The sequence below is a fragment of the Siccirubricoccus deserti genome, assembly GCF_014283215.1.
GTDB lineage: Bacteria > Pseudomonadota > Alphaproteobacteria > Acetobacterales > Acetobacteraceae > Siccirubricoccus > Siccirubricoccus deserti.
Genome location: NZ_JACOMF010000004.1, coordinates 197,334 through 222,543, shown reverse-complemented (window position 1 = coordinate 222,543; position 25,210 = coordinate 197,334). Strand labels below are relative to the sequence as shown.

29 protein-coding genes are annotated in these 25,210 nt (G+C 70.3%); 14 read left to right on the top strand and 15 right to left on the bottom strand.

The window, feature by feature from the left end:
* Positions 1-265: 265 nt before the first annotated feature.
* From H7965_RS05770 to H7965_RS05750, 5 genes are read right to left on the bottom strand one after another with little or no spacing between them, the layout of a single operon-like run.
* Entirely contained in the window at positions 266-922 is a 657-nt protein-coding gene (locus H7965_RS05770) for an ABC transporter ATP-binding protein (RefSeq protein ID WP_186769589.1), read from the bottom strand.
* Positions 915-1,685 carry an ABC transporter ATP-binding protein gene (locus tag H7965_RS05765; RefSeq protein WP_186769588.1) on the bottom strand — a complete coding sequence of 257 codons (771 nt, stop codon included), beginning with the start codon at positions 1,683-1,685 and terminating at the stop codon, positions 915-917. The genes H7965_RS05770 and H7965_RS05765 overlap by 8 nt, the downstream gene beginning before the upstream one ends.
* Complete coding sequence (locus H7965_RS05760; protein WP_186769587.1) at positions 1,682-2,617, bottom strand: branched-chain amino acid ABC transporter permease; 936 nt, start codon at positions 2,615-2,617, stop codon at positions 1,682-1,684. Before H7965_RS05760 ends, H7965_RS05765 begins: the two co-directional genes overlap by 4 nt.
* Positions 2,614-3,549 carry a branched-chain amino acid ABC transporter permease gene (locus tag H7965_RS05755; RefSeq protein ID WP_186769586.1) on the bottom strand — a complete coding sequence of 312 codons (936 nt, stop codon included), beginning with the start codon at positions 3,547-3,549 and terminating at the stop codon, positions 2,614-2,616. The genes H7965_RS05760 and H7965_RS05755 overlap by 4 nt, the downstream gene beginning before the upstream one ends.
* A gap of 7 nt (positions 3,550-3,556) precedes the next feature.
* Positions 3,557-4,870 carry an ABC transporter substrate-binding protein gene (locus tag H7965_RS05750; RefSeq protein ID WP_186769585.1) on the bottom strand — a complete coding sequence of 438 codons (1,314 nt, stop codon included), beginning with the start codon at positions 4,868-4,870 and terminating at the stop codon, positions 3,557-3,559.
* Positions 4,871-5,079: 209 nt separating this feature from the next.
* Between H7965_RS05750 and pdxY the strand changes: the two genes are divergently transcribed.
* A complete protein-coding gene (pdxY, locus tag H7965_RS05745) occupies positions 5,080-5,922 on the top strand; it encodes a pyridoxal kinase PdxY (RefSeq protein ID WP_186769650.1) in 843 nt (280 codons plus the stop codon).
* A 47-nt stretch (positions 5,923-5,969) separates the two neighbouring features.
* On the opposite strand, the gene H7965_RS05740 is transcribed toward pdxY, so the two are convergent.
* Entirely contained in the window at positions 5,970-6,224 is a 255-nt protein-coding gene (locus tag H7965_RS05740) for a hypothetical protein (RefSeq protein ID WP_186769584.1), read from the bottom strand.
* An 80-nt stretch (positions 6,225-6,304) separates the two neighbouring features.
* Positions 6,305-6,784 carry a hypothetical protein gene (locus tag H7965_RS05735; protein WP_186769583.1) on the bottom strand — a complete coding sequence of 160 codons (480 nt, stop codon included), beginning with the start codon at positions 6,782-6,784 and terminating at the stop codon, positions 6,305-6,307.
* Between the two features lie 191 nt (positions 6,785-6,975).
* On the opposite strand from H7965_RS05735, the gene H7965_RS05730 reads away from it, so the two are divergent.
* Positions 6,976-8,001 carry an amino acid ABC transporter substrate-binding protein gene (locus H7965_RS05730; RefSeq protein ID WP_186769582.1) on the top strand — a complete coding sequence of 342 codons (1,026 nt, stop codon included), beginning with the start codon at positions 6,976-6,978 and terminating at the stop codon, positions 7,999-8,001.
* Positions 8,002-8,021: 20 nt separating this feature from the next.
* On the opposite strand, the gene H7965_RS05725 is transcribed toward H7965_RS05730, so the two are convergent.
* Together H7965_RS05725 and H7965_RS05720 are read right to left on the bottom strand one after the other, a co-directional pair.
* Positions 8,022-8,993, bottom strand: coding sequence for a Bug family tripartite tricarboxylate transporter substrate binding protein (locus tag H7965_RS05725; protein ID WP_186769581.1), 972 nt, complete (start codon positions 8,991-8,993; stop codon positions 8,022-8,024).
* 253 nt (positions 8,994-9,246) lie between these two features.
* Positions 9,247-10,188 (bottom strand): AEC family transporter, encoded by a 942-nt coding sequence (locus tag H7965_RS05720; RefSeq protein ID WP_186769580.1) that lies wholly within the window; start codon positions 10,186-10,188, stop codon positions 9,247-9,249.
* 137 nt (positions 10,189-10,325) lie between these two features.
* Here H7965_RS05720 and H7965_RS05715 point away from each other — a divergent pair, with 137 nt between their 5' ends.
* From H7965_RS05715 to H7965_RS05700, 4 genes are all read left to right on the top strand, one after another.
* Entirely contained in the window at positions 10,326-11,393 is a 1,068-nt protein-coding gene (locus H7965_RS05715; RefSeq protein WP_186769579.1) for an LLM class flavin-dependent oxidoreductase, read from the top strand.
* Positions 11,393-12,319, top strand: coding sequence for an alpha/beta hydrolase (locus H7965_RS05710; protein ID WP_186769578.1), 927 nt, complete (start codon positions 11,393-11,395; stop codon positions 12,317-12,319). Before H7965_RS05715 ends, H7965_RS05710 begins: the two co-directional genes overlap by 1 nt.
* Positions 12,320-12,412: 93 nt before the next feature.
* The gene (locus H7965_RS05705; protein WP_186769577.1) at positions 12,413-12,727 is read left to right on the top strand and encodes a hypothetical protein; all 315 of its coding nucleotides are present in this window, start codon (positions 12,413-12,415) and stop codon (positions 12,725-12,727) included.
* 157 nt (positions 12,728-12,884) lie between these two features.
* Positions 12,885-13,268, top strand: a complete 384-nt coding sequence (locus H7965_RS05700) for a hypothetical protein (protein ID WP_186769576.1) — start codon at positions 12,885-12,887, stop codon at positions 13,266-13,268.
* Positions 13,269-13,310: 42 nt separating this feature from the next.
* Here H7965_RS05700 and serA read toward each other — a convergent pair whose 3' ends face one another.
* From serA to aroQ, 6 genes are all read right to left on the bottom strand, one after another.
* A complete protein-coding gene (gene serA / locus H7965_RS05695) occupies positions 13,311-14,558 on the bottom strand; it encodes a phosphoglycerate dehydrogenase (RefSeq protein WP_186769575.1) in 1,248 nt (415 codons plus the stop codon).
* A gap of 134 nt (positions 14,559-14,692) precedes the next feature.
* Positions 14,693-15,490 carry a TRM11 family methyltransferase gene (locus H7965_RS05690; RefSeq protein WP_186769574.1) on the bottom strand — a complete coding sequence of 266 codons (798 nt, stop codon included), beginning with the start codon at positions 15,488-15,490 and terminating at the stop codon, positions 14,693-14,695.
* A complete protein-coding gene (gene aat / locus H7965_RS05685) occupies positions 15,487-16,155 on the bottom strand; it encodes a leucyl/phenylalanyl-tRNA--protein transferase (RefSeq protein ID WP_186769573.1) in 669 nt (222 codons plus the stop codon). Before aat ends, H7965_RS05690 begins: the two co-directional genes overlap by 4 nt.
* A 264-nt stretch (positions 16,156-16,419) precedes the next feature.
* On the bottom strand, positions 16,420-17,775 hold the full coding sequence (gene accC / locus H7965_RS05680) for an acetyl-CoA carboxylase biotin carboxylase subunit (protein ID WP_186769649.1): 1,356 nt from the start codon (positions 17,773-17,775) through the stop codon (positions 16,420-16,422).
* On the bottom strand, positions 17,775-18,248 hold the full coding sequence (gene accB / locus H7965_RS05675) for an acetyl-CoA carboxylase biotin carboxyl carrier protein (RefSeq protein WP_186769572.1): 474 nt from the start codon (positions 18,246-18,248) through the stop codon (positions 17,775-17,777). Before accB ends, accC begins: the two co-directional genes overlap by 1 nt.
* A 22-nt stretch (positions 18,249-18,270) precedes the next feature.
* Positions 18,271-18,735, bottom strand: coding sequence for a type II 3-dehydroquinate dehydratase (gene aroQ, locus H7965_RS05670; RefSeq protein ID WP_186769571.1), 465 nt, complete (start codon positions 18,733-18,735; stop codon positions 18,271-18,273).
* Positions 18,736-18,852: 117 nt separating this feature from the next.
* On the opposite strand from aroQ, the gene thiS reads away from it, so the two are divergent.
* The 8 genes from thiS to H7965_RS05630 all read left to right on the top strand — a co-directional run bounded on the left by thiS (position 18,853) and on the right by H7965_RS05630 (position 25,158).
* Entirely contained in the window at positions 18,853-19,101 is a 249-nt protein-coding gene (gene thiS / locus H7965_RS05665) for a sulfur carrier protein ThiS (protein ID WP_229682477.1), read from the top strand.
* A 4-nt stretch (positions 19,102-19,105) separates the two neighbouring features.
* Entirely contained in the window at positions 19,106-19,921 is an 816-nt protein-coding gene (locus H7965_RS05660) for a HisA/HisF-related TIM barrel protein (protein ID WP_186769570.1), read from the top strand.
* 36 nt (positions 19,922-19,957) lie between these two features.
* Complete coding sequence (locus H7965_RS05655) at positions 19,958-21,121, top strand: YeeE/YedE family protein (protein ID WP_186769569.1); 1,164 nt, start codon at positions 19,958-19,960, stop codon at positions 21,119-21,121.
* A gap of 122 nt (positions 21,122-21,243) precedes the next feature.
* Positions 21,244-21,543, top strand: a complete 300-nt coding sequence (locus tag H7965_RS05650) for a c-type cytochrome (protein WP_186769568.1) — start codon at positions 21,244-21,246, stop codon at positions 21,541-21,543.
* A gap of 11 nt (positions 21,544-21,554) precedes the next feature.
* Positions 21,555-22,829, top strand: a complete 1,275-nt coding sequence (locus H7965_RS05645) for an NAD(P)/FAD-dependent oxidoreductase (RefSeq protein WP_186769567.1) — start codon at positions 21,555-21,557, stop codon at positions 22,827-22,829.
* On the top strand, positions 22,829-23,257 hold the full coding sequence (locus tag H7965_RS05640) for a thiosulfate oxidation carrier protein SoxY (protein WP_186769566.1): 429 nt from the start codon (positions 22,829-22,831) through the stop codon (positions 23,255-23,257). The genes H7965_RS05645 and H7965_RS05640 overlap by 1 nt, the downstream gene beginning before the upstream one ends.
* A 30-nt stretch (positions 23,258-23,287) precedes the next feature.
* Positions 23,288-23,614 (top strand): thiosulfate oxidation carrier complex protein SoxZ, encoded by a 327-nt coding sequence (locus H7965_RS05635; RefSeq protein WP_186769565.1) that lies wholly within the window; start codon positions 23,288-23,290, stop codon positions 23,612-23,614.
* Positions 23,615-24,027: 413 nt separating this feature from the next.
* Positions 24,028-25,158 (top strand): type III PLP-dependent enzyme, encoded by a 1,131-nt coding sequence (locus H7965_RS05630; RefSeq protein WP_186769564.1) that lies wholly within the window; start codon positions 24,028-24,030, stop codon positions 25,156-25,158.
* The last annotated feature ends 52 nt before the right edge of the window (positions 25,159-25,210 follow it).

The following is a 25,210-nucleotide window of genomic DNA, read 5'->3' as shown; positions in this document are numbered from 1 at the left end:
AGTACCGGGGCCAAGGGGCATAGTAGTGGCCGGGTCCGGGCAGTGCATAACCGACCGGCGGCGCCACCCAGGGGAGTTCCCCTGGGACCCAGGGCGGGCCGTGATCTCCCCTCATGCGCAGCCATCGCCGCCAGGTCCGGCAGCGGCGGCGCGACCTGGCCGGTCTCGCGGCCTGGGAGGCAGATCGCCAGCGTCGCCAGCAGCACCCTGCGCATCGGAATGCCGCCCATTCGGCGTGTCGATGCCCACCTATACCGGCATCCCGTTACGCAGGCAGGATTTCCCCGCGTTCGATCGCGAAGCTTCGCTCGACCAGGGAGCGGAGCAGTTCCGGGTTGCTCTCGGTGATCAGGATGGCGACCTCGGGCAGGGCCTGGTGCAGTCGGGCCAGCGCCTCCGCATAGCGCTGGGCGAGGGCAGGGGCGAGGCCCTGGAAAGGCTCGTCCAGTAGCACCGCCCTGGTGCCGACCATCAGCGCCCGGCCGAGCGCCACCATCTTGCCCTGGCCACCCGACAGCCCGGCGGCGCGGCGGGGAGCGAGGTCCTGCAGTTCCGGCAGCAGGGTGAAGACGGCGTCCAGCCGGCGGGCGATTTCGGCCGCCGGCAGCTTCAGCACCTGGGCCGGCAGCAGCATGTTCTCCCGCACCGAGAAGCTGCCGAACAGCCGGCGTTCCTCCGGCGCGTAGCCGATGCCGAGCCGTGGGCGATGATGCGCCGGCAGCGCGGTGGCGTCCCGCCCGTCGATGGTGATGCGGCCCTCCCGCACCGGCAACAGGCCCATCAGGGCGCGCAGCGTGGTCGTCTTGCCGGCGCCGTTGCGGCCGATCAGCGCTACCCGCCCGCCAGGCGGGACGTTGAGGTGCACCCGGCGCAGCACCGGCACGCCGGCGATGTCGACCGAGAGGTCGTGCAATTCAAGCATGGGCTTCGATGCCAATCACCTCGCGCCGCACCACCGGATCCGCCAGCACCTGCTGCGGCGGGCCGAGGGCGACGATGCGGCCCTGGCTCCAGACCGCGACACGATCGGCGAAGCGGGCGACCACGTCCATGTCATGCTCGACGAAGACCGCGGTGACACCGGCCTGGCGCAGCACCCGCACCAATGTCTCGACCACGCCCATCTTCTCGGACGCGGCGACGCCGCTGGTGGGCTCGTCCATCAGCAGCAGCCGGGGGTTCAGCGCGACGGCCATGGCGATGTCGGCCAGCTTGCGGGCGCCCTCGTTCAGCGCATCGGCCCGGGCCCCGGCCACGGCGCCGAGGCCGAAGCGGTCCAGCAGCGCCTCGGCCTCAGCCCGCCAGCCGGGCCGCAGCAGCGGCGTCAGCGGCGACCACAGCCCGGCGCGGGCGGCGATGGCGAGGGCGGCGTTCTCCAGCACCGTATGTTCGGTGAAGAGCTGCGGGAGCTGGAAGCTGCGGCCGATCCCGCGCCGGACGATGGCGCGCGGGCGGAGGCCGAGCAGCGAGCGGCCTTCGTAGTCGATGCTGCCGCCCTGCGGCCTGAGGTAGCCGGTGGTCATGTTGATGAAGGTGGTCTTGCCGGCGCCATTCGGGCCGATGATCGCCAGGAACTCGCCGGGCATCACGTCAAGGTCGATGCCATCGGCCGCCTTCACGCCGCCGAAGGCGAGGCGGAGGCTCCGGGCCGAGAGCAGCGGCCGGAGGGGGGCGGTCGCGCTCATGCGCGGGCCTTGAAGCGGGCGGCCAGGATGCCCCAGACCCCCCCCGGCGCGAACAGGATCACCGCCAGCAGCACTCCTCCCAAAATCATCTGCCAGGCATCCGCCACCTGCGCCGCCGCATAGACCCGCACCAGCTCGAAGGCGACGGCGCCGAGGAAGGGGCCGAGGGCGCTGCCCGCGCCACCGAGGATGGCGATGAACACCAGCTCGCCGGAGGAGGTCCAATAGGCCAGCTGCGGCGTCACATGGCGGCTGGTCATCGCCACCAGCGCCCCGGCGGTGCCGCCCATGCAGGCCGAGAGCACATAGGCGAACAGCAGCACCCGCCGCGCCGGGACGCCCATGAACTCCAGCCGTGTCTCCCGCGTCTTGATCCCCGCCAGCGCCTGTCCCATCGGCGAGCCGAGATAAGCCCTGACCAGCAGCCCGAAGCCGAGGGCGAGGCCGAGGGCGAGGGCGAACATAATCCATTCTTGGATCTCCCGCGCCGGCTGCGCGCCGGCGAAGGTCAGGCCGGCGACGCGAATGCCGTCGGTGCCCTTGGTCAGGGCGTAGAGCTTTTCCAGCAGCGAATAGAGCACCATCGAGAGGGCGAGGTTCAGCATGCCGAAGAAGATGTCGCGGTAGCGCGCCACGAACAGCCCGACGACCAGCCCGAGGGCCGTGCCGAACAGCGCGCCGAGCGGCAGCAGCAGCAACGCCTCCGGCATCTCCGGCGCCAGGAAGGCGACGGTATAGGCGCCGGTCGCCAGGAACATGGCATGGCCGAAGCTGACCTGGCCGGCGCGCAGCAGCAGCAGGATGCCGAGCACGGCGATGCCCTTGGCCAGCGCCAGGGTCAGGACGAATTTCAGCCAGGGCGCGGCCCAGGCGACCAGCACCAGCGCGGCGGCGCCGAGCACCGCCAGCCCGGCTTCGAGAGGGCGGTTCATACCCGTCGCGTCTCCGGCACGCCGAACAGCCCCTGCGGCCGCACCAGCAGCACCGCCACCATGATGATGTAGGGCACCACCACCTCGAACTCCGGGGCGAAGTAGACGGCGACGCTGCGGCCGAGGCCGATCAGCAGAGCGCTGACCGCCGCACCCTCGATCTGCCCGAGCCCGGCCGTCGCCACCACCGCGAAGGACAGCACGATGGTCTGCGCCCCCACCCCCGGCACGAGCGAGGTGGTGGGCGAGGCGAGCGCCCCGCCGAAGGCGGCCAGTGCGGCGCCGAAGGTGAAGGTCAGCAGCGTGACCCTTGTGGCGTCGATGCCCATCGCCATCGCCGCCTCCTTGTCGGTGGTGACGGCGACGATGACGCGCCCCGTCAGGGTCCGCCGCAGGAACCAGGCGAGGCCCGCCAGGGTCAGCACCGCCAGCCCGGGCAGCACGAAGAGCTGGTAGGCGGTGAAGGGGATCACGTCCTCGCCGAAGGGCACGTCGACCGTGCCGAGGTATTTCATCGGCGCGTCATTGGCGACCGGCTGCACGCCCCAGACCAGCTTCTGCACATCCTCGAGGATCATGAACAGGGCGAAGGTGACCAGCAGCTGCAACGCATCCTCATGCCCATAGACCCGGCGCAGCACCAGCCGCTCGATCGGCGGCCCGAGTACGGCGCCGACCAGCACCGCGGCCAGCAGCAGGGCACCGTAGCTGGCGACTGGCGGCAGGCCGTGCGCGGCGAGGAACAGGCCGATGGAGGCGGCGGTGTAGGCGCCGATGGCGAACAGGCTGCCATGCGCCACGTTGACGATGCGCAGCACGCCGAACACCAGGTTCAGCCCCACCGCCACCATGAAGACCAGTGCCGCATAGGCAAGGCCGTCCAGCAGGGCGAGGCCGAGCAGCAGCCCGTTGTCGGTGAACCAGGCGGTCATGCGGGCTTCAGCCGGCGATCGCCGCCGGCATCTGCGCCAGGATGTCCGGTTTCAGCGTCTTCATCCACTCGACGCTCTTCTGCCCGACCGGAGTGCTCACCATCGCCGCCGGGAAGATCACCATGTCCTTCGGTACGGCGAAGGGGAAGCGGTCGGTGAAGGTGCTGAGGCCGACGATCTGGTCCTCCAGCCCCTGGCCGTCCTCCCGCAGGGTGATGGAGGAGGTGGGCGTGTCGAAAGTCAGGCCACGGAAAGCGTTGGCGAGTTCCTCGTCATTCGGCCAGCCGCCGCCCTTGGCCGCGATGGCCTTGGCGAAGCCGGCCTGCATGGCCGAGATCGCCTGCGCCATGTGGTGGCAGGGATAGATCGGGTATTCGTTGAACCGCGCCCGGTAGTCGGCGACGAATTTCGCCAGCCGCGCCGGGTCCTTCGGCCGCGGGTGGTTGTTCCAGTGGTCGCCGCGGGCGCCGATGACGTGGCCGGCGGCCATGGTGCGGCCGAGCATCTGCAGCGACGCCTCCGCCACCGGCAGCACGAAGGTCGAGCGCTCGAACAGCCGCCGCTCCGACGCCTGGCGGACGAAGGTGACGAGGTCGCCGCCCCAGCTGGTGGATAGGATCACATCCGGGCGCGAGGCCAGCAGGCGCGTGACCTCGGTGCTGTAGTCGGTGGCGCCGAGGCGGGGGAACAACTCCGCCACCACCCGCACGCCGGGCTTCAGCGCATCCATCCCGGCCTTCCACATCTCCCAGCTGTCGCGCCCCCAGGCGTAATCCTGGTTGATGACGGCCAGGGAGCGGAAATCCGGCTTGTGCTTCAGCAGATACAGCAGCGGGGCGAGCACTTCCGGCGCGCCGTAGCCCTGGGTGCGGAAGGCATAGGGGTGGTTGCCTTCCTCGAAGATTCGCTGGGTGCCGCAATCCCACAGCAGCGTCGTCTTCTTCATCTCATCGGACAGCGGGGTGCAGGCGAGGCAGGAGCCGGAGGAGATGGCGGCGAAGATGATGTGCACGCCCTCGTTCTGCACCAGGCGGCGATATTCGCCGACCAGATGGTCCGTGCCCGGTGCCTCATCGACGAAATAGGGCCTGACCGGCACCCCGCCGATGCCCCCCGCCTTGTTGATCTCCTCGAACAGCATCTCCGCGGCCTGCTTTGCCGGCACGCCGAAGACCGAGGCGGAGCCGGAGAGGAATGTGCAGATGCCGACCTTGAGCTCGGCCGGCTTCTGCTGCGCCCCGGCATTGCCGCCAGCGAAGAGCAGGCTGCCGGAGGTGGCGGCGCCGAGGATCGCCTGCCGGCGGGTGAGCGCGTGGGTCATGCAGTTCGTCTCCCTATTCCCGGCGTATCCCCGGTTGGTTACAGCATGCCGATGCCGGGCAGAGGTGTGAAGGGGCAGGCTTACGCCCCTCTGAGCAGGGCCTTCAGCCGGAGCGGCACGCGGAACCTGCCCCAGCCGCTTGCTCTCACGGTAGATTACGCCGGCCGGATGATTCCATCCGGGCGGGGTTTGCTCTAGCCTTGTCGGCCGTGAACATCCTCTCGATCCAGTCCTGGGTCGCCTATGGCCATGTCGGCAATGCCAGCGCCGTGTTCCCGCTGCAGCGGCTCGGCGCCGAGGTCTGGGCGGTGAATACCGTGCAATTCTCCAACCACCCCGGTCATGGCGGCTTCCGCGGCCAGGTGTTCTCCGGCGGGCTGGTCCGCGACTGTGTCCAGGGCATCGCCGAGCGTGGCGTGCTGCCGCAATGCGATGCCGTGCTCTCCGGCTATATCGGTGAGGCGGGCATCGGCGGCGCGGTGGTGGATGCGGTGCGGCAGGTGAAATCGGCCAATCCGCGCGCGCTCTATTGCTGCGACCCGGTGATCGGCGACGCCGGCCGGATCTATGTGGGGGAGGGCATTCCGGCGCTGCTGCGCGACATGGCGCTGCCGCTGGCGGACATCGCCACCCCCAATCAATTCGAGTTGGAATACCTGGCCGGCACGGCGGTGACGACGCTGGCCGAGGCGAAGGCGGCGATCGCCGCCCTGCAGGCGCGCGGCCCGCGCTGCGTGCTGACAACCAGCCTGCGGCTGGCGGATACACCCGCCGATGCGGTGGAATTGCTGACCGGGGAGGGCGGCGGCTTTTGGCGGCTGCGGACGCCGCTGCTGCCGCAGGGCTTCAACGGCGCGGGCGACGCCATCGCCGCGCTGTTCCTGTTCCACCGGCTGCGCCGCGAGGCGCCGGCGGCGCTTTCCGCCGCGGCCTCCTCGATCCATGGCGTGCTGCGCCGCACCGCGGCGGCGGGATCGAAGGAGCTGCTGCTGGTCGCGGCGCAGGAGGAGATCGTCACGCCCACTCGCCGCTTCGTGGCCGAGCCCTGCTGACCTGATCCGGCCAACGTCCGGATCAGGTCACGCCGTACCAGGCGGGATCAGACCTCTTCGGGCGGCGGGGCGTGGGGCGAGACGTAGCCGACCTGGCTCTGCAGCATGACCAGGATGCCGGCGGTGCAAACGAAGAAGGCGAAGGCATCGGCCCAGAGAGCGACCAGGCCAAGCGCCCGCACACTCATCAGCAGCGCCGCGATCACGGCAAGCACGGCGCAGATCGCGGTCGAGCGCCAGAGGTTCTTCGTGATGTGACCACTGGCAACGGCGGTGGTTGCCCGCAAGGCCCGCATTGGCATGGACGTCATTCCCCATTCGGGCAGCTGCCCGGCCGGTGACAATGCCACGGCGCCTGGGCGCTGGCCAAGGGCTTTTCAACTCAGCCAGAATGAAAATCTTGCAAAATCGCAAGCATCTCCGGTCCCAGCGCATCCCAGGCGGCAGGGGGCGCGGCGGCGACCAGCAGCCAGCTTCGCTCCGGCGCGAAGCGGCTTTCCGCCCGCAGGCGCAATATCTGGCCGCTGCGGGCGCCGGTCGCGGTGGTCTCGATCACCGTGGCCGGCAGGCCGCCGATCCGCACCTCCGTCTCGGCCGGCAGCGGGCCGAAGCGGAAGGGGCGTAGGTTGCGCAGCGTCGCGGCAAGGTGGCCGGCGCGGGCTTCCGGCGGCACCGGGCGTTGCGGCCGGATCAGCACCAGCGCGGTCTCCGCCGCATCGGCCGGTGCGGTGACGTCGCGCAGCACGGTCCAGCCCCATTGCCGCGCGACGATGCGCAGATGCTCGCCCTCGGGCACCACGAGGCGCTGGGCACGGACGGGCACCGGCAGCAGGGCGGCGAGCAGCAGCGTGCGGCGGAGCATGGTCACAGGGTAACGCCCAGCCCGTCATGTGGCCGCGACGAATCGCATCTTTCCGGCGCAAGCCCGGCGCCGCGGTCCGATGCTTGCGTCCGGGCAATCACCGCCGAACAGCCTCCACGCCTGGCGGCATTTGTTCTGGCGGCGTCGTCGTCACCCGTACATCATGCGGGAAAGTCTGGAGCCATGATCTGATGCGTATTCCTTTCCTCACCGCCGTCTTCGCGGCAGTCCTGGCCCTGCCGGCTGGCGCCCAGACGCAACCTGCCGGGCCGACCCTGGCGGCGGTGAAGGCGCGCGACCTGCTGGTCTGCGGCACCTCCACCGGCGCTGCCGGCTTCTCCCTGCCGGACAGCCGCGGCGAGTACCGCGGCCTCGACAACGACCTCTGCCGCGCCATCGCCGGCGCCGTCCTCGGCGATGCGACGAAGATCCGCTGGGTGCCGCTGACCACCACGGCGCGGCTGCCGGCATTGCAATCCGGCCAGATCGACCTGCTGATCCGCACCGTCACCTGGACCCAGGGGCGCGACACCGCCAACGGGCTGAACTTCACCGCCGTCAGCTTCTTCGACGGGCAGGGCTTCATGCTGCGCAAATCGCTCGGCGTGACCAAGGCAACCGATCTGGCCGGCGCCTCGATCTGCGTCGTCGCCGGATCCACCAATGAGCTCAATCTGGCGGATTGGGCGCGGACCAACAACATCCGGTACAGTCCGGTGGTTTTCGAGCAGAATGACGAAGCCCGCCGCAGCTACCTGGCCGGCCGCTGCGACGCCTATACGACCGATGCGAGCCAGCTCGCCGGGCTGCGTGCCTCCTACCCAAATCCGGAGGAGCACGTGATCCTGCCGGAGATCATCAGCAAGGAACCGCATTCCCCGGTGGTCCGGCACGGCGACGACCAGTGGTTCGATATCATCCGCTGGACCTTCTTCGCGCTGCTGACCGCCGAGGAACTCGGCATCACCCAGGCCAATGTCGACAGCTTCCTCAAAAGCCAGAATCCGGAGATCCGCCGGCTGCTCGGCCTGTCCGGCGACCATGGGCCGCTGATGGGGCTCGACCGGAACTGGGCCTACAACGCCATCAAGGCGGCCGGGAATTACGGCGAGATCTTTGAGCGCAACCTGGGCCAGGGCAGCCAGATCAAGCTGCGGCGCGGGATGAACGACCTCTGGACTCGTGGCGGGCTGATGTACGCGCCCCCGATCCGCTAGGGGCGCGCCGGACCGCCGCGTCAGGCGGCGGTGAGATTCAGCCGCCGGATGAGGTCGGCCTCCTCCTGCACCATCTCCTTCAGGAAGGCGGCATAGGCGGCGCTGTCGCGGTATTCCGACACCATGTCGTAGCGGTCGAGCACCGTCATGAACTGGGGATCCCTCATGGCTGCGGCGAAAGCGTCGTGCAGGGTCCGGGTGACGGCGGGGTCGAGCCGTGCCGGCCCCACGATGCCGAAGGGCGTCGTCACCGTCTTGTTGTAGCCCAGGTCGTGCAGCGTTGGCGCATTGGGCCAGCGGCGCAGGCGTTGTGCGGTCCAGACATTGAGGAACTCGGCCTGACCGCCATCCACCAGCCCGCCGATGCTGGTGGAGCCGGCCATCAGCTCGATGTGCCCCCCCAGCATGGCCTGCGAGCCGTCCGCGTCGCCGCGGAAGGGAATATGCGTGAGCTCAAGCTTCTCCCGCTGCAGCAGGTCGGCCAGGTGGACATGCGGCGTGCCATTCGCCCCGGTGCTGCCATAGGAGAGTTTGCCGGGATTGCGGCGCGCCTCCTCGACGAAGCCCGCCCAGCCATTGGGGAAGCGGCCGGCCTTCGCGGCGACGACGAAGGGGTAGCCGGTGACGCAGAGGATCGGCGTGAAGTCGCGCAGCGGGTCGTAGCTGAGCCGCTGCTGCATCTGCACGCGGATGGCGGAGGCCGGGAATTGCGTCAGCAGGTAGCCGTCCGGCCGCGCCCGCGCCACCTGTGCGGCGCCGAGGGTATTGGCGGCGCCAGGCTTGTTCTCGATGATGACCGGGTGCGGCAGATGGCGGGATGCGGCCTCGGCCAGGGCGCGCATCGAGATGTCGGTGGTGCCGCCGGGCGGGAAGGGGACGATCAGGCTGACCGGCCTGGTCGGAAAGCCGGAGCCCTGGGCATGGACGAGTGCGGGGGTGCCGAGGGCGGCCGCGAGAACAGCGCGGCGGCCAGATCGTATGACATTCGACAAGCGCACAAATTCCTCCGGATGACGGTGCCGAACGAAGCCTCGTCCGGGACGGACAGGGATGGCCCAAAGGCACGGCCGAGGCAACGGAGCAGCGTAGGGTATGTCCTGAGGGGCCCGTTCCGGCCGGCGGAGGCGCCGCCAAGCGCGGGGTCCGATCACGCCCAAGCAAGCGTCCCGGAGGCTGAAAGTTCCGGGCCTTCATGGCGGCGTGTGTATCGCCCGAACGCCTGGATGGCGCCGACGCACCAGCCCTTCAGGGCACCGCCAACGGCCCCGTCACCAGCCAGGCGGTCAGTGGGAAGCAGGCTGCCGCCAGCAGCGTCGAGAGCAGCACGGTGGCGGAGACCTCCTCCGCCGCCGCCATGTTGCGCTGGGCCATGATGAAGGCGTTGCTCGCCGTGGGCATCGCCGCCAGCATTACCCCCGCCTGCACCCAGAACCCGTCGCGTTGCAGCATCACCCCCAGCAGCAGCCAGACCAGCAGCGGGTAGAGCGCCAGCTTTGCCAGCGACAGCCCGCCTGCCACCGCCAGCAGCTTCCGGCTGACCGCCAACCGTCCCAGCGTGCCGCCCAGGGCGAACAGCGCCGTCGGCCCCGCCGCGCCCCCGAGGAAGCCGAGGAAGCGGTCCACCGGCCCCGGCAATGGGATGGCCGCCGCCCCCAGCAGCGCCCCGCCGGCGATCGCCAGCAGCACCGGGTTGACCAGCAGCGCCCGCAGCGCCCGTCCCATCGCCCGCAGCCCCGCCCCCGGCATCGCCGGCGCCATCAGCAGCGAGCCCAGCGCCAGCACCACCGCCACCTCGGACATGATGGCCATGGCGATCGGCCCGGCGCCGCGCTCGCCCAGCAGCGGCAGCAGCAGCGGTGGGCCGAGGTAGCCGACATTGCCCATCGCCGCCGCCGCCCCCAGCGCCGCCGCCGGGCCACGCCGGCGCCAGGGCAGTGCCAGCAGCATGGTGGCGAAGAAGATGCTCAGGCAGACCGCCAGGTAGCCGGCGAAGAAGACCGGCTCGAAGCTGTGACCCAGGGGTTGGGAGCCCATCAGCCGCAGCAGCAAGGCCGGAAGGGCGAAGTGGAAGGAGAAGGTGCCGACCGCATCCACCATCGCCGGCTGCACCATCCGGAAGCGCGCGGCCGCCCAGCCCAGGCCGATGATGGCGAAGATCGGGGCGCAGAGCGAGAGGAAGGACAGCACCGCTGCACCATACCGGTTGCCACGGGCCGCGCCATCGCCAGCGCCACCGGTAGCCCATCCTCACCCTCATTCACGGCGCCGGCTTGCTCCGCCCCGCGCAACGCGCTTGGCTGCGTCCAGCATCGGGAGGAAGGACAATGGAATTCGGCATCGCCATGGCGACGGACGCCGCCAGTTGGAAGCTCGCCGCCCGCGCCGAGGAACTCGGCTTTCGTAGTGCCTGGTTCTACGACACCCAGATGCTCTCGGCCGATTGCTTCGTCGCCATGGGTGCCGCGGCGGTGAAGACCAGCCGCATCCGGCTCGGCACCGGGGTGCTGATCCCCTCCAACCGCCTTGCTGCGGTCACCGCCAATGCCTTCGCTTCGCTGAACAAGCTGGCGCCGGGGCGGGTGGATATCGGCATCGGCACCGGCTTCACCGGGCGGCGCGCCATGGGCCTCGGCGCGATGAAGCTGAAGGATTTCGAGGAATACATCCGCGTCATGATGGCTCTTCTGCGGGAGGAAACCGTCGAGACGGACATCGAGGGCGCCCGGAGAAAAATCCGGCTGCTGAACCCGGAGCTTGGGCTGATCGACACGCGGACGCCGATGCGGCTGCACCTGGCCGCCGCCGGGCCGCGGGCGCGGGCGCTGACCGCGAGGCTCGGCGCCGGCTGGATCAATTTCTTCTCGGATGTCCCGGCTGCGGTGGCGATGCTCGGCGAGATGCAGCAGGCCTGGGGCCAGGCCGGCCAGACCAAGGCGCTGGAGGCCACCGCCTTCGTCCTCGGCTGCGTGCTGGAGGAGGGCGAGCCCTATGACAGTCCGCGCGCCATCGCCCAGGCCGGCCCCCGCGCCGCGGTGCTGCTGCATCGCGCGGCCGATGAGGCGCTGTCCGGCCTGCCCAACATCTCTCCCTTGCCCGAGAGCGTGCGGCGGGAGGTCGAGGGCTATGTCGCCCTGGCCCGCAGCTTCGAGCCGAAGGATGCGCCGTATCTGCAGAACCACCGCGGCCATCTGATGTTCCTGAAGCCGGAGGAGAAGCCCTTCGTCACCGGTGAGATGATCCGCATCACCAGCTTCACCGCGACCGAGGCCGAGCTGAAGCGCCGCATCGGCGACCTGCGCGACGCCGGCTACACCGGGTTCACCGTGCAGATCATCCCCGGCCAGGAACAGGCGATCGAAGATTGGGGCCGCATCATGCAGGCGTTCCGCTGATGCCGGTCGATCCGCAGATCCAGGCGCTGCTCGACAAGGGGGCCGGCGTCCCGGCGACGCAGACCCTGCCGGTGCCGGAGGCGCGGGCGCAGTACGAGGCGCGCATCGCCCTGATGGCGCCCGGGCCGCAGCTCGCCACGCGCGAATTCGCCATCGACAGACCGGGCGGCGCGCTGCGCATCCGGCTCTACACGCCGGAGGGCGAGGGGCCGCATCCGCTGCTGGTCTTCTTCCACGGCAGCGGCTTCGTGCTGTGCAGCCTCGACACGCATGACGGCATCTGCCGCAATCTCTGCGCCGGCGGCGGCTGCGTCGTCGCCTCGGTGGACTACCGGCTTGCGCCGGAGACGAAATTCCCCGGTCCGACCGAGGATTGCCTGGTAGCGACGCGCTGGTGCGCCGAGCATGCGGCCGAACTCGGCGCCGATCCGGCCCGGGTGCTGGTCGGCGGCGACAGCGCCGGCGGTAACCTCGCTGCGGTCACCGCGCTGCGGATCCGCGACGAGGGCGGGCCGAAGCTGATCGGCCAGCTGCTGCTCTACCCCGTCACTGATTTCCACACCCCCGGCACGCCGAGCTACGCCGAGAACGCCGAGGGCTACGGCCTGACCCGCGCGACGATGGAATGGTTCTGGGACCACTACCTGGCGCGGCCCGGGGATGCCGTGCATCCGCACGCCGCGCCATTGCGCGCGCCCGACCTCTCCCGCCTGCCGCCGGCGCTGATCCAGAGCGCGGAATACGACCCGCTGCGCGATGAGGCGGAGCTTTACGCGGATCGGTTGCGCGCGGCCGGCGTGCCGGTGCAGGTCACTCGTTGGGCCGGGATGAACCACGGCTTCCTGTTCTGGGTCGGCAAGGTGGATGGTGCCGCGCCGGCAATGGCCGAGGCCTGCGACTGGTTGCGGTGCATCGGCAACCGATAAGTGCGGCGCCACCGCAGCCTCGTCATCATCGCGGCTACGGGCCGGCGCGGCTGACCACGCCGATCAGCTGGCCGGCACGCGGCGGATGTGGGGTTGTTCCACCAGCCGGGCGACCTCCTCGGCCGAGGCTTCATGCACCTTCAGGTCAGGTATTGCTGGACCAGCGGCTGCGCGCTGCGGAACAGGTTAGGGAACATCCGAGCGGCCCCAGCGGCTTATCGGCAGGTGGCGGATCAGGTCGCTCTTGGCGGCGATGCCGGGCGACTGGCCCTCGGCGCCACCACCGGCATCTCCGGCGGAATGACGATCAGGTTTCTCGTCATCAGGTCGCGCGCGTGCAAATGCTGGTATCCGGACTTTCCGGATTTTGCGGCTGCGGCCTGTGTCGTGTTTCAAATCTTGCCGTGACGGGACCCGATTAAGCTCAAGTCAGCCAAAAATTCCGATTTAGCATTGAATTCATTCCCTGCCTCGCCAGCGGGGCCAATTCGGGTTACAGTTTGTATCGAGGCGCCCCTCGGCCTCTAACCGCTGCAACAAGCGAGAATGTGGGATGGAACGCCGTATGACGACCGTCGGCGGGCTGCGGCCGCTGGCGCTGGTTGGTCTGCCAACCGACTTCTTCGCACCCCCCCGCGACCCTGCTGCGCCCGAGCCGCTGCGGCTGGAATGGCCACGCCGCGGCCCTGGACCACGGCTGCATGGCGACGCCAAGCTGCAGGCAGCCTTCCGCGCGGCGCTCGCCGAATACGAAGCGGCCGAGGCCGGCGCCGCCTGCGCCCGCCGCTGCGGCGACATCCGCGGCTTCTTCCAGCACATGACCGAAACCCATCGCTGCTACGCGGTGCTGGAGGGTTTCGATTTGCCGCCCGCCGATCTGGCGCGGTTGCAGGCCCAGTCGCGCCGCCGCGCCGCCGAAGCCGGCCGCCGCGAACGCCAGGCAGCCTAGCGTAGCGCCCGACCAGGAGGCGCCCGGTGGGGCGGGGGGGGGCTACTCCCGCTCGTAGATCAGCCGTGCCCGGATGGTGCCCTGCAGGCCGCGCAGCTCCTGCAGGATCGCTTCCGCCGCATCCCGCGCCTCGACGCTTTCGACCACGACGTAACCCAGGTCGGCATGCGTCTGGTAGTATTGCGCCGTGATGTTGAGGCCGCGCCGGCCGAAGGCCTCGTTGATGCGGGACAGCACGCCGGGCGCGTCGCGGTGCACATGGGTCCAGCGTGCCCCGGTCGGCCGCGGCGGCAGTTGCACCTGGGGGAAATTCACCGCCCCGAGGGTCGCCCCGGTGTCGCTGTACTCCACCAGCTTGCGGGCCACTTCCTGGCCGATGCGGGACTGCGCCTCCATGGTGCTGCCGCCGATATGCGGGGTGAGGATCACGTTCGGCAGGCCCTGCAGCGGGCTAGCGAAGCGTTCGCCGTTGCGCGCCGGCTCCTCCGGGAAGACATCCGCCGCGAGGCCCATCAGGTGGCCGGCGCGCAGCGCATCCGCCGCCGCCTCCAGGTCCACCAGGCTGCCGCGGGCGTTGTTGATCAGGATGCTGCCGCGCTTCATCGCCGCGATCTCGGCCCGGCCGATCATGCCGATGGTCTCGGGCGTCTCCGGCACATGCAGGGTGACGATGTCGGCTTCCGCCAGCAGCTCGCCGAGGGTGGCGCAGGGCTGGGCATTGCCGTGCGGCAGCTTGGTGGTGTGGTCGAAATAGATGACCCGCAGCCCGAAGGCCTCGGCGAGCACGGAAAGCTGGCTGCCGATATTGCCGTAGCCGACGATGCCGAGGGTCCGGCCGCGCACCTCGTAGCTGCCCTCGGCGGATTTGTTCCAGCCGCCCTGATGCGCGGCGCGGGAGCGGTCGGGGATGCTTCGCAGCAGCATCACCACCTCGCCCATCACCAGCTCCGCCACGCTGCGGGTGTTGCTGAAGGGGGCGTTGAACACCGGGATGCCGCGCAGGCGGGTGGTGTCGAGGTCGACCTGATTGGTGCCGATGCAGAAGCAGCCGACGGTGATCAACCGGTCCGCCGCCGCCAGCGCCGGGCCATGCAGCTGGGTGCGGGAGCGGATGCCGAGGATATGCACGCCCTGCAGCGCCTCGGCCAGCGCCGGCCCGTCCAGCGCCTTGGCGACGCGGGTGACGTTCCGGTAGCCGGCGGCGGACAGCAGTTCGACCGCGCTGTCGGAAATGCCTTCCAGCAGCAGGATCCGGATGCGGTCCTTGGGCAGGGAGATGAGGTCTGACATGCGGTGCTCCGGCAGGTCCCGGTCGGGCGGGGGCGCTACTTGCGACCTTGCCCCCGGCTTGTCCAGTTCGGCGGCTGAACCGCGATCGCACCGCCCGTGTTCAGGGCGATCCGGCCCGCCCCGGCATCATGGCGTCAGCCGGAACGATCCGCCGGGTCGCCCGCCGGCGCGGCGCCCGGCACCAGCACGCGGGTCCGGTAGCGGGCCACCTCCTGGCCGTCCGGAACCTTCTGGAAGACCAGGAAATAGCTGTGGTTCTTCCGCGCATGCACCTGGCGCTTCAGCCGCGCCACGCCGGGCCGGTTGGCCCGCAGCAGCACGAACAGGTCGCGGGCGTAGAAGCCCAGCGCGGCCAGCCCGGTGACGATCTGCACATGGGTCAGCTCCTGCCGGTTGGCGCTGACCTCATCCTGGCATTTGACGATGAGGATGCCATGGTCGCGCAGCACCCGCCGGGCCTCGGCCGCGGCGGCGAGGTAGAGGTCGAGCACCGCCTGGTGCCAGCGGCCGGCGCCCGGGGCGGAGGGGGTCTCGCCGCCGGCGGCGTAATAGGCCCGCAGCCCGACATGGCTGCCCAGGCCGCCGCGGGTCTCCGCCTTCTCCCGCAGCAGCCCTTCCATGTAGGGCGGGTCGAGCACCAGCGCGTCGATCGAGGCATCGGCATGGGGCAGGGCGCGGCAATCGGTGCCGGTGGCAAGGTCGCTCGGCAGCAGCCGGTAGCGGCCGGGTGGCACCTGCTGCCAGAAGACCCCCTGGCCATAGGTGACATCGGCGATGATGGCGCCGGGCGGGACATGCAGTGCCAGGATGCGCGGGAAGAGCTCCGCATTGCGGCCGGCATGGGCCGAGAGCACGACATCCGCCGTGGCGACGCCGCCCTGCACCCGCTTCGCCGGGGCGGCGGGCTGCGGCGCGGCTATTTCCTCGCTCACGCCGGCGGCGACCGCAGGTTGCGGATCTCGGCTTCGAGGGTGGCGGGGTCGGGCGTGGGCAGCCAGTTCGCCTCGGCCAGGATGGCGTTGGCCAGCCGCCGCTTGTAGTCGGCGCGGGGGATCTCATGCGCGCCGAACTGGCTGAGGTGCTCGGTCAGGAATTGCGCATCCAGCAGGGTGAAGCCGCCAAGCCTGAGCCGCGCCACCAGATGCACCAGCGCCACCTTGGAGGCATCGCGGGCCCGGCTGAACATGCTCTCGCCGAAGAAGGCGCCGCCCAGCACCACGCCGTAGAGGCCGCCGACCATCGTCGCGCCCTCCCACACCTCGACCGAATGGGCGTGGCCCTGGCGGTGCAGCGAGAGGAAGAGGTCCTCGATCTCCGGATTGATCCAGGTGTCCTCGCGGCCCGGGGCGGGGGCGGCGCAGCCGGCGATGGCGGTGGCGAAATCCGCATCGGCGGTCACCCGGTAGGGGCCGGAGAGGACGGTGCGGCGCAGCCGCTTCGGCAGGTGGAAGCCGCCGTCGAGCGGAATGATGCCGCGGCGTTCCGGGTCGAGCCAGTAGAGCCGGTCGCCGCGCCGGCTCTCGGCCATCGGGAACAACCCGGCGCGATAGGCCCGCAGCATCAGCTCCGGCGTGATGTCGATATGCCGTCGGCTCATCGCGGGGCGCCGCCGGCAGGCGCCTTCGCCGGGCCCGGCGACACCAGCCCGGCGCCGCGGCGGAATATCACGTGCCGCAACCCGGGGCACAGCGGCGGCCAGACCACGACGAGACACCGCGGGCGGCATCGGGCCAGCGGCGTTGCACCCAGGCGAGGCTGCGGCTTGACATGCCCCGACTATAGGCAGCGGCCGACCCGAATACCATTGCCATGCGGCGGCGGGCGGTCCCGTCCCCGTGGGGCATGGCCGGCCGCCGCGGCTTCAGCTGCGGCCTTCCTGCCGCCGTGCCACGAAGCGTTCCAGCCAATGGATGTTGTAGTCGCCGGCCTGGAATTCGGGGGCCTCGACGATCGCCCGGTGCAGCGGCAGGGTGGTGTCGATACCGTCCACCACCATCTCGTCCAGCGAGCGCCGCAGCCGGGCAATGGCCTCGGCGCGAGTTGCGCCATGCACCACCAGCTTGGCCACCAGGCTGTCGTAATGCGGCGGCACCGCATAGCCGGAATAGAGCGCGCTATCCACCCGCACGCCGAGGCCGCCCGGCGCGTGATAGGTGTGCACCCGGCCGGGGGAAGGGGCGAAGGTGTCGGGATTCTCCGCGGTGATCCGGCATTCGATGGCATGGCCATGGAAGCGGATGTCGGACTGGCCGTAGCCCAGCGGCTCGCCGGCGGCGACGCGGAGCTGTTCCTTCACCAAGTCGATGCCGCAGACCATCTCGGTCACCGGATGCTCGACCTGCAGCCGGGTGTTCATCTCGATGAAGGCGAATTGCCCGTCCTGCCAGAGGAACTCCAGCGTGCCGGCGTTGCGGTAGCCGAGCTCGCGCAGCGCCCGGGTCACCTGGGCGCCGAGCGCGTCGCGCTCGGTCGCGCTCAGCACCGGGGAGCCGGCCTCCTCGACCAGCTTCTGGTGGCGGCGCTGCAGCGAGCAGTCGCGCTCGCCGAAATGCACCACGCCGCCATGCGCATCGGCCATCACCTGCAACTCGATGTGGCGCGGCCGGTCGAGGTATTTCTCCAGATAGACCTCGTCATTGCCGAAGGCGGCCTTGGCCTCGGTGCGGGCGACGCGCCAGGCTTCCTCGAGTTCCTCCTCGGAGCGCGCCACCTTCATGCCGCGCCCGCCACCGCCGGCGGCGGCCTTGATCAGCACCGGGTACTTCACCTCGGCGGCGACGCTGCGGGCTTCCTCCAGCGAGTTCAGCGCGCCGAGGCTGCCGGGTACCAGCGGTACGCCAAGCCGACGCATCGCATCCTTCGCCGCGATCTTGTCGCCCATCATCCGGATGTGCCCGGGCGAGGGGCCGACGAAGGCGAGGCCGTGCGCCTCCACCATCTCGGCGAAATTGGCGTTCTCCGAAAGGAAGCCGTAGCCGGGATGGACCGCATCGGCGCCGGTGATGGCGGCGGCGGAGAGGATGGCGGCGACGTTCAGGTAGCTGTCGCGCGCCGCCGGCGGGCCGATGCAGACGCTCTCATCCGCCAGCCGCACATGCATGGCCGAGGCATCGGCGGTGGAGTGCACCGCGACGGTGCGGATGCCCATCTCCTGGCAGGCACGGTGGATGCGAAGCGCGATCTCGCCGCGGTTGGCGATCAGGACCTTGCCGAGGATCATTCGATGATCAGCAGCGGCTCGCCGTATTCCACCGGCATCCCGGTCTCGATCAGGATGCGGGTGACGGTGCCGGCCTTGGGCGCGCGGATCTGGTTGAAGGTCTTCATCGCCTCGATCAGCAGCAGGGTCTGGCCCTGGACGACCTTGGCGCCGACGGCGACGAAGGGCGGCTGGCCCGGCTCCGGCGACAGATAGGCCACGCCGACCATGGGGGAGGTGACCACGCCGGGGTGCTTGGTCACATCCGGAACCGCCTCGGCCTGCGCCGTGGCCGGCGCCACGGCGACCGGCGCGGCGGCGGCGGGCGCGGCGGCCCAGCCCATCGGCGGTGGGGCCATCACCGCCGGCGGTGTGCGCACCACGCGGAGGCGGCTGTCCTTCTCCACCAGCTCGATCTCGGTGAGGTCGGTGTCCCGCAGGATCTGTGCCAGGGCGCGAATCGCCTCCGGGTCGAATTTCACCGCGCTCATGCAATTGTCTCCGATCGGGCGCTCATCCCTCGTCATCCGCATCGGCCGGGGCAACCAGCTGGGCCATGGCGCGCAGCGCCAGCGCATAGCCCTGCACGCCGAGCCCGGCGATCACCCCGGTGGCGGCCTTCGAGACGAAGGAGTGGTGCCGGAATTCCTCCCGCCGGTGGATATTGGTGATGTGCACCTCGATGACCGGCAGGTCGGAGGCGAGCAGCGCATCCAGCAGCCCGATCGAGGTGGTGGTATAGCCCGCCGGGTTGATGATGATCCCGGCCGCCCGGCCGCGGCATTCCTGCACCCAGGTGATCAGCTCGCCCTCGCCGTTGGTCTGGCGGAAGTCGATGGCGAGGCCGAGCCCCTCCGCCACCTCGGCGCAGAGCGATTCCACGTCGTCCAATGTCGAATGGCCGTATTTCTCCGGCTCGCGGATGCCGAGCAGGTTGAGGTTCGGGCCGTTCAGCACGGTGATCAAAGGCGGATTCACGGGCGGTATCCGATCCGGAGCGGGGGGGTGGGCTAGCATGGGCGGCTTTGCCCGGGCAAGCGTTTGGCCGGATGGCGGTCCGCCGGGCGTCCGTGGCTGCCATGCGCAGGCCCCGCCTTGCCCCCGGCGCCCGGCTTCGCCACATTCCGGGACATGGAGGATACGATCGAGATCACCGTGAACGGCGAGGCGCGCGACATCCCCGCCCCCGCCACCATCGCCGATCTGCTGACGCGGATCGGGCTCGACACGCGCAAGGTGGCGGTCGAACGCAACCTTGAGATCGTGCCCCGCTCCACCTACGCCGCGACCGCGCTGGCCGCCGGCGACCGGCTGGAGATCGTGCATTTCATCGGTGGAGGCTGACGCCATGGACGGAATTCCCAACGCCGCGGTGGCCCCGCCCGCCCTCGACGACGATGGCTGGGAGGTCGCCGGGTTGCGCTTCCGCTCCCGCCTCATCGTTGGCACCGGGCGCTACAAGGATCTGGAGGAGACCGGCCGCGCCATCGACGCGAGCGGCGCCGAGATCGTCACCGTCGCGGTGCGGCGGGTGAACCTCGGCGACCCGAAGGCGCCGATGCTGCAGGACTACGTCGATCCCAAGCGCTACACCTACCTGCCGAACACCGCCGGCTGCTTCACCGCCCAGGATGCGGTGCGCACCCTGCGGCTGGCCCGCGAGGCCGGCGGCTGGAACCTGGTGAAGCTGGAGGTCCTCGGCCCGCCGCCCTTCCTCTACCCCGACATGCGGGCGACCTTCGAGGCGCTGGAGGCGCTGCTGAAGGACGGCTTCCAGGTCATGGTCTACTGCAGCGACGACCCGATCGCGGCGAAGCGGCTGGAGGAGATGGGGGCGGTGGCGGTGATGCCGCTCGGCGCGCCGATCGGCAGCGGCCTTGGTATCCAGAACCCGGTGATGATCCGGGCGATCATCGAGAACGCCAAGGTCCCGGTGCTGGTCGATGCCGGCGTCGGCACCGCCAGCGACGCCAGCCAGGCGATGGAACTCGGTTGCGATGCGGTGCTGATGAACAGCGCCATCGCCCATGCCAAGGACCCCGTCCGCATGGCCCGCGCCATGAAGGCGGCGGTGGAGGCGGGACGGCAGGCCTTCCTCGCCGGGCGGATGCCGCGGCAATACGTGGCCGATCCGTCGAGCCCGCTGGGCGGGCTGATCCGCTAGCCCGGACGGCGCCGCGAACGCGGCCTCGGAGCGCGGATGCGGCTCGTGGCGGCCGGGGCAGTGCTGGTGGCCGGGGCCATCTGGCTCGGTGCCGGCCAGGGCTGGCGGCAGGCGGCGCTCTGGCTGGTTGGCGCAGCGCTCGGGCTCTCGCTCTATCACGCCACCTTCGGATTCGCCGGTGCCTTCCGCGCGCTGCTGGCGGAGCGCCGCGGCGCCGGGCTGCGGGCGCAGATGCTGATGCTGGCCATCGCGGTGCTGCTGTTCCAGCCGGTGCTGGCGGGCGGCGAGTTCCTCGGCCAGCCGGTGCGCGGCTTCGTCTTCCCGGTTGGGCTGGCGCTGGCGCTCGGCGCCTTCCTCTTCGGCATCGGCATGCAGCTTGGCGGCGGCTGCGCCTCCGGCACGCTTTACGCGGTCGGCGGCGCCAGCGGGCGCAGCCTGCTGACCCTGGCCTGCTTCATCGCCGGCGCCACCCTCGCCGCCTGGCAGGCCGAGCTGTGGCAGGAGTTACCGGCGTTGCCGGCGGTTTCGCTGCCGGAGAGGCTCGGGCTCTGGCCCGCCATCGCCCTGGCGCTCGGCGCCTTCGCCCTGGTCGCCCGGGCGAGTGCGGTGCTGGAGCGGCGACGGCACGGCGGGGTCGAGCCCATCTTCGCCGCCGGGTCGGGCAGGCGGGCCCTGCTGGCCGGACCCTGGCCGCTCGCTTGGGGGGCGCTGGCGCTGGCCGGGCTGAATTTCGCCACCCTGGCGCTGGCTGGCCGGCCCTGGGCGATCACCGCCGCGCTGCCGCTCTGGGGGGCGCTGGCGGTTGAGGCGTTGGGCTGGGATGACCTGGTCTTCTGGTCCTATTGGGAGGAGCCGACGCGGGTCGAGGCGCTGCTCCGCCCGCTTGCCACCGACCGGACCACGGTGATGAACCTCGGCCTGATTGCCGGGGCGGCGCTGGCGGCGGCACTGGCCGGACGGTTGCGGCCGGTCTGGCGGATCCCGGCCGGAGAGGCGGCGGGGGCGGTGGTCGGCGGGCTGCTGCTCGGCATCGGTGCGGTGCTGGCCTTCGGCTGTAACGTCAGCGCCTATTTTTCCGGCATCGCCTCCGGCAGCCTGCATGGCTGGGCCTGGATCCTGCCCGGGCTGCTCGGCAACTGGGTCGGGCTGCGGCTGCGGCCGGCTTTCAGCATGGCACAGGCGCGAGGAACGGCGCTGTAATTCTACAAGATATATCACATATTTATTTTTATTGCGCTTCTATCAGGTGTGGAATATCTCCCTGGTGGATCGGAACGACGCGTGTCGCCGCCAAAGCGGCAGGCTGGGGAGGACGAACCAAGATGCAGCCGACCGGATTTCTGGCCGCCGCGGTCCTCGCCGCGGCCCTGCTCCCCGCCCCGGCCGTCGCCGCCGGGCCGGCGCCCCTGGCGGCCCAGGGCTGCGTTGGATGCCACGGCCCGAACGGTGGCGGCATCGCGGCTGGCGCCAGGCTTTCCGGCCGCGATGCCGGGGAACTGGAGGCGATCCTCCGGGCCTACCGCGCCAATGAGCGGCCGGGTACCATCATGCCGCGCATTGCCCGCGGGTACACCGATGCAGAAATCACCGCGGTCGCCGCCTATTTTGCGGCAATCCGTTGAGGGAACGCGCCATGCTCCGGACCCTGACCCGCCGCGCTTCGCTTGGTGCCGCCCTTGGCCTGCTGGCCGCCCCCCAGGCGCTGCGGGCGCAGACCGCGGCGCGGCTGGTGGTGGTGGGCGGCGGCTTCGGCGGCGCCTCCGCCGCCCGCTTCGCCCGCGCCACCTACCCCGACATCCAGGTGACGCTGGTCGAGCCGCTGACCCGCTTCGTCACCTGCCCCTACGGCAACCTGCTGCTGGGCGGGTACAGGCAGATCGGCGACATCACCCATTCCTACGATGGGCTGCGGGCGCAGGGCGTGCGCATCCTGCACGACTGGGCTGCCGCCATCGATCCCGCGGCGAAGACCGTGCGGCTGCGCGGCGGCGAGACCCTGGCCTATGACAAGCTGATCCTCTCGCCCGGCATCGCCCTCCGCTACGGCGCGCTGCCGGGCTATGACGAGGCGGCGGCGGAGGTCTTCCCGCATGCCTGGGTGCCGGGCGACGGCAGCCAGACCCGGCTGCTGCGCCGGCAGCTGGAAGCCATGCCGGATGGCGGCGTGGTCGGCATCGCCATCCCGGCCAACCCCTTCCGCTGCCCGCCTGGCCCCTATGAGCGGATCAGCATGATCGCGGCCTATCTCAAGCGCCACAAGCCGCGCTCCAAGGTGCTGGCGCTGGATGCCAAGGAGGCTTTCAGCAAGCAGGGGCTGTTCCAGGATGGCTGGAAGGCGCTCTACGGCCCGATGGTGGAATGGGTGCCGGCCAGCAGCGACGGCAAGGTGATCCGGGTCGATCCGGCGGAGAAAACCTTCGAATCCGAATTCGGGGTGCGCCACAAGCTGGCGGTGGGAAATGTCATCCCGCCGCAATCGGCGGCGCGCATCGTCATCGACAGCGGCCTCGCCGATCAGACCGGCTGGGCGCAGGTGGACCCCACCACGCTGGCCTCCAGGGTGGCGCCGGACATCCACATCATCGGCGACGCCAACAACGCAGCGCCGATGCCGAAATCCGGCTTCATCGCCAACAACACGGCGAAGCAGGCGGTGGCCAGCGCCGTCGCCGCGCTGCGCGGGGCCGCGCCCCCGGAAGCGGTCTATTTCAACACCTGCTACAGCCATGTCGGGGAGGAGTACGGCATCAGCGTCGTCAACATCTTCCGCGCCGGCCCGAACGGCTTCGTCGAGGTGCCGAACTCCGGCGGCGTCTCGCCGCGCGGCGACTTGCCGGAGCAGCGCCGGTTGGAGGCGCTCTACGCCGATGCCTGGTACGCCAGCATCACCCGCGACATGTTCGGCTGATGCTGTCCCGTCGCCCCCTGCTGTTGACGCTCGCGATGCTCCCGCTTGGCGGGACCGCCCGGGCAAATCCAGCGCTGGAGGCGGCGATGCGCCGGCTGATCGGCGAGGCACGGCCGGAGGATGGCGGCATGGCCCTTCGCTTGCCGGCTCTGGCCGAGAACGGCGCCCAGGTGTCGGTCACCGTCAGCGTCGACAGCCCGATGACCGCGGCCGAGCATGTCAGCGCCATCCATCTGCTGGCGACCCGCAACCCGACCCCAGGGATCGCCAGCTTCCACCTGACCCCGGCGCTGGGCCGGGCCGAGGTGCAGACTCGCATCCGCCTGGCCGAGGACCAGCAGGTGTTGGCGCTGGCGGTGCTGTCGGACGGCCGGGTGCGGCGCGCTATCGCCGAAACCCGCGTGGTCACCGGCGGCTGCATCGCGTGACCGCGGCTGCATAATAGGTGGAATGATGCAATGACCGGCCTTGCCCAGCCTCGCATCCGCATCCCCCGCACCGCCCGCCCCGGCGAGGTGATCGAGATCCGCACCCTGATCGAGCATCCGATGGAAAACGGCATCCGCGGCGGCGTCGCGGGCGTGGTGCCGCACGACATGCTCACCCGGCTGCAGGTGCGGCGGGATGGCGAGACGGTGTTCACCGCCGACCTCGGCAATGGCACCTCGGCCAATCCCTATCATGTCTTCCACCTGCGGATGGAGCGGACGGCGGAGCTGGAGTTCCTCTGGACCGACGAGCGCGGCCGCACCGCCCGGGCCACCGCGCGGGTGGTGGTGGCATAGCCGCGTCACCGGTGGTTTCCCGGCCGATTCGCCGGCTGGCGCCCGGAACACCCGGAGCGGAGCGGGGGGTGCCATAGGAGTTTCCGGCCTTCCCCACGGGGCGGTCGAAAATAATCCGGGACTTGCGCATTTTCCGCTTTGCAGGGGTGGGTGGGCGGCCTATATGCCGCGCCAGACGCAGTACGCACGTGCCTCTGGCCCCAGGCCCACGGAATCCAGGTGCCCCTCCATCAAGGCGCCATCTGCCGGATCACCGCGGCGCAAGGTTTACGCAACGACGTCAAGCGTTCTGGCACCCCGCACGGCGCAGGCCGTGCGGTCACTCTGGTCGCTGGTTCGTTCGACCGTTTCGTCAATCTGGGGCCGCCACCCGGCAGGGGGTTGGTCCTCTTTGTTTGTGAGAGGGTGGTGCGATGACCCCCAAGGTCGCTCGCTATCTGCGCGATTCCATGCCGGCGACCCCGTGCCTGGTCCTGGATGTGGACCGGGTCGAGGAAAACTATCGCCGGCTGGCTGCGGCGCTGCCGCAGGCTCGCATCTACTATGCCGTGAAGGCGAACCCGGCCGCGCCGGTCCTGCAGCGTCTGGTGACGCTCGACTCCTCCTTCGATGCGGCCAGCTTCGAGGAGGTTGCGGCTTGCCTCGACGCCGGCGCGCATCCGGAGGCGATCAGCTACGGCAACACCATCAAGAAGGAGAGCGCCATCCGCGCCGCCTTCGCCCGCGGCGTGCGGATGTTCGCCTTCGACAGCGAGGCCGAGCTGCGCAAGCTGGCGCGCAGCGCCCCCGGTGCGCGGGTCTATTGCCGCATCCTGGTCGGCAACGACGGCGCCGAATGGCCGCTGAGCCGCAAATTCGGCTGCGAGCTGGAGATGGCGAAGGAGCTGATGGTGCTGGCCGGCGAACTCGGCCTCGACCCCTTCGGCCTGTCCTTCCATGTCGGCAGCCAGCAGACCAAGACCGTCGCCTACGAGGCGGCGATCGCCAAGGTGGCGATGCTGTTCACCGACCTGCGGGATGCGGGCGTGAATGTTCGCATGGTCAATCTCGGCGGCGGCTATCCGGTGCGCTACCGCCAGGAAGTGCCGGAGATCGACGATTTCGGCGCCGCCATCATGGGGGCCATGACCAAGCATTTCGGCAATGCCCTGCCGGAGATCGTCATCGAGCCGGGCCGCTTCATCGTCGGCGATGCCGGGGTGGTCAGCGCCGAGGTGGTTCTGGTCTCGCGCAAGGCGAAGGATGACCCGGTGCGCTGGGTCTACCTCGACATCGGCCGCTTCGGCGGCCTGGCCGAGACCGAGGGCGAGGCGATCAAATACGCCTTCCGCACGCCGCATGACGGCGGCGCCGAAGGCCCGGTGACCATCGCCGGCCCGACCTGCGACAGCACCGACACGCTGTACGAGAAATCCAACTACCGCCTGCCGCTGGCACTCGACAGCGGTGACCGGGTGGAGCTGCTGGCGACCGGTGCCTATGTCACCACCTACGCCAGCCAGCGCTTCAACGGCTTCGCGCCGCTGGCCGAACACTACGTTTGACGCTCGATGGGCGGGCCGCCGGCGCGGCCCGCCTTCAACTGGCGGGCCGCAC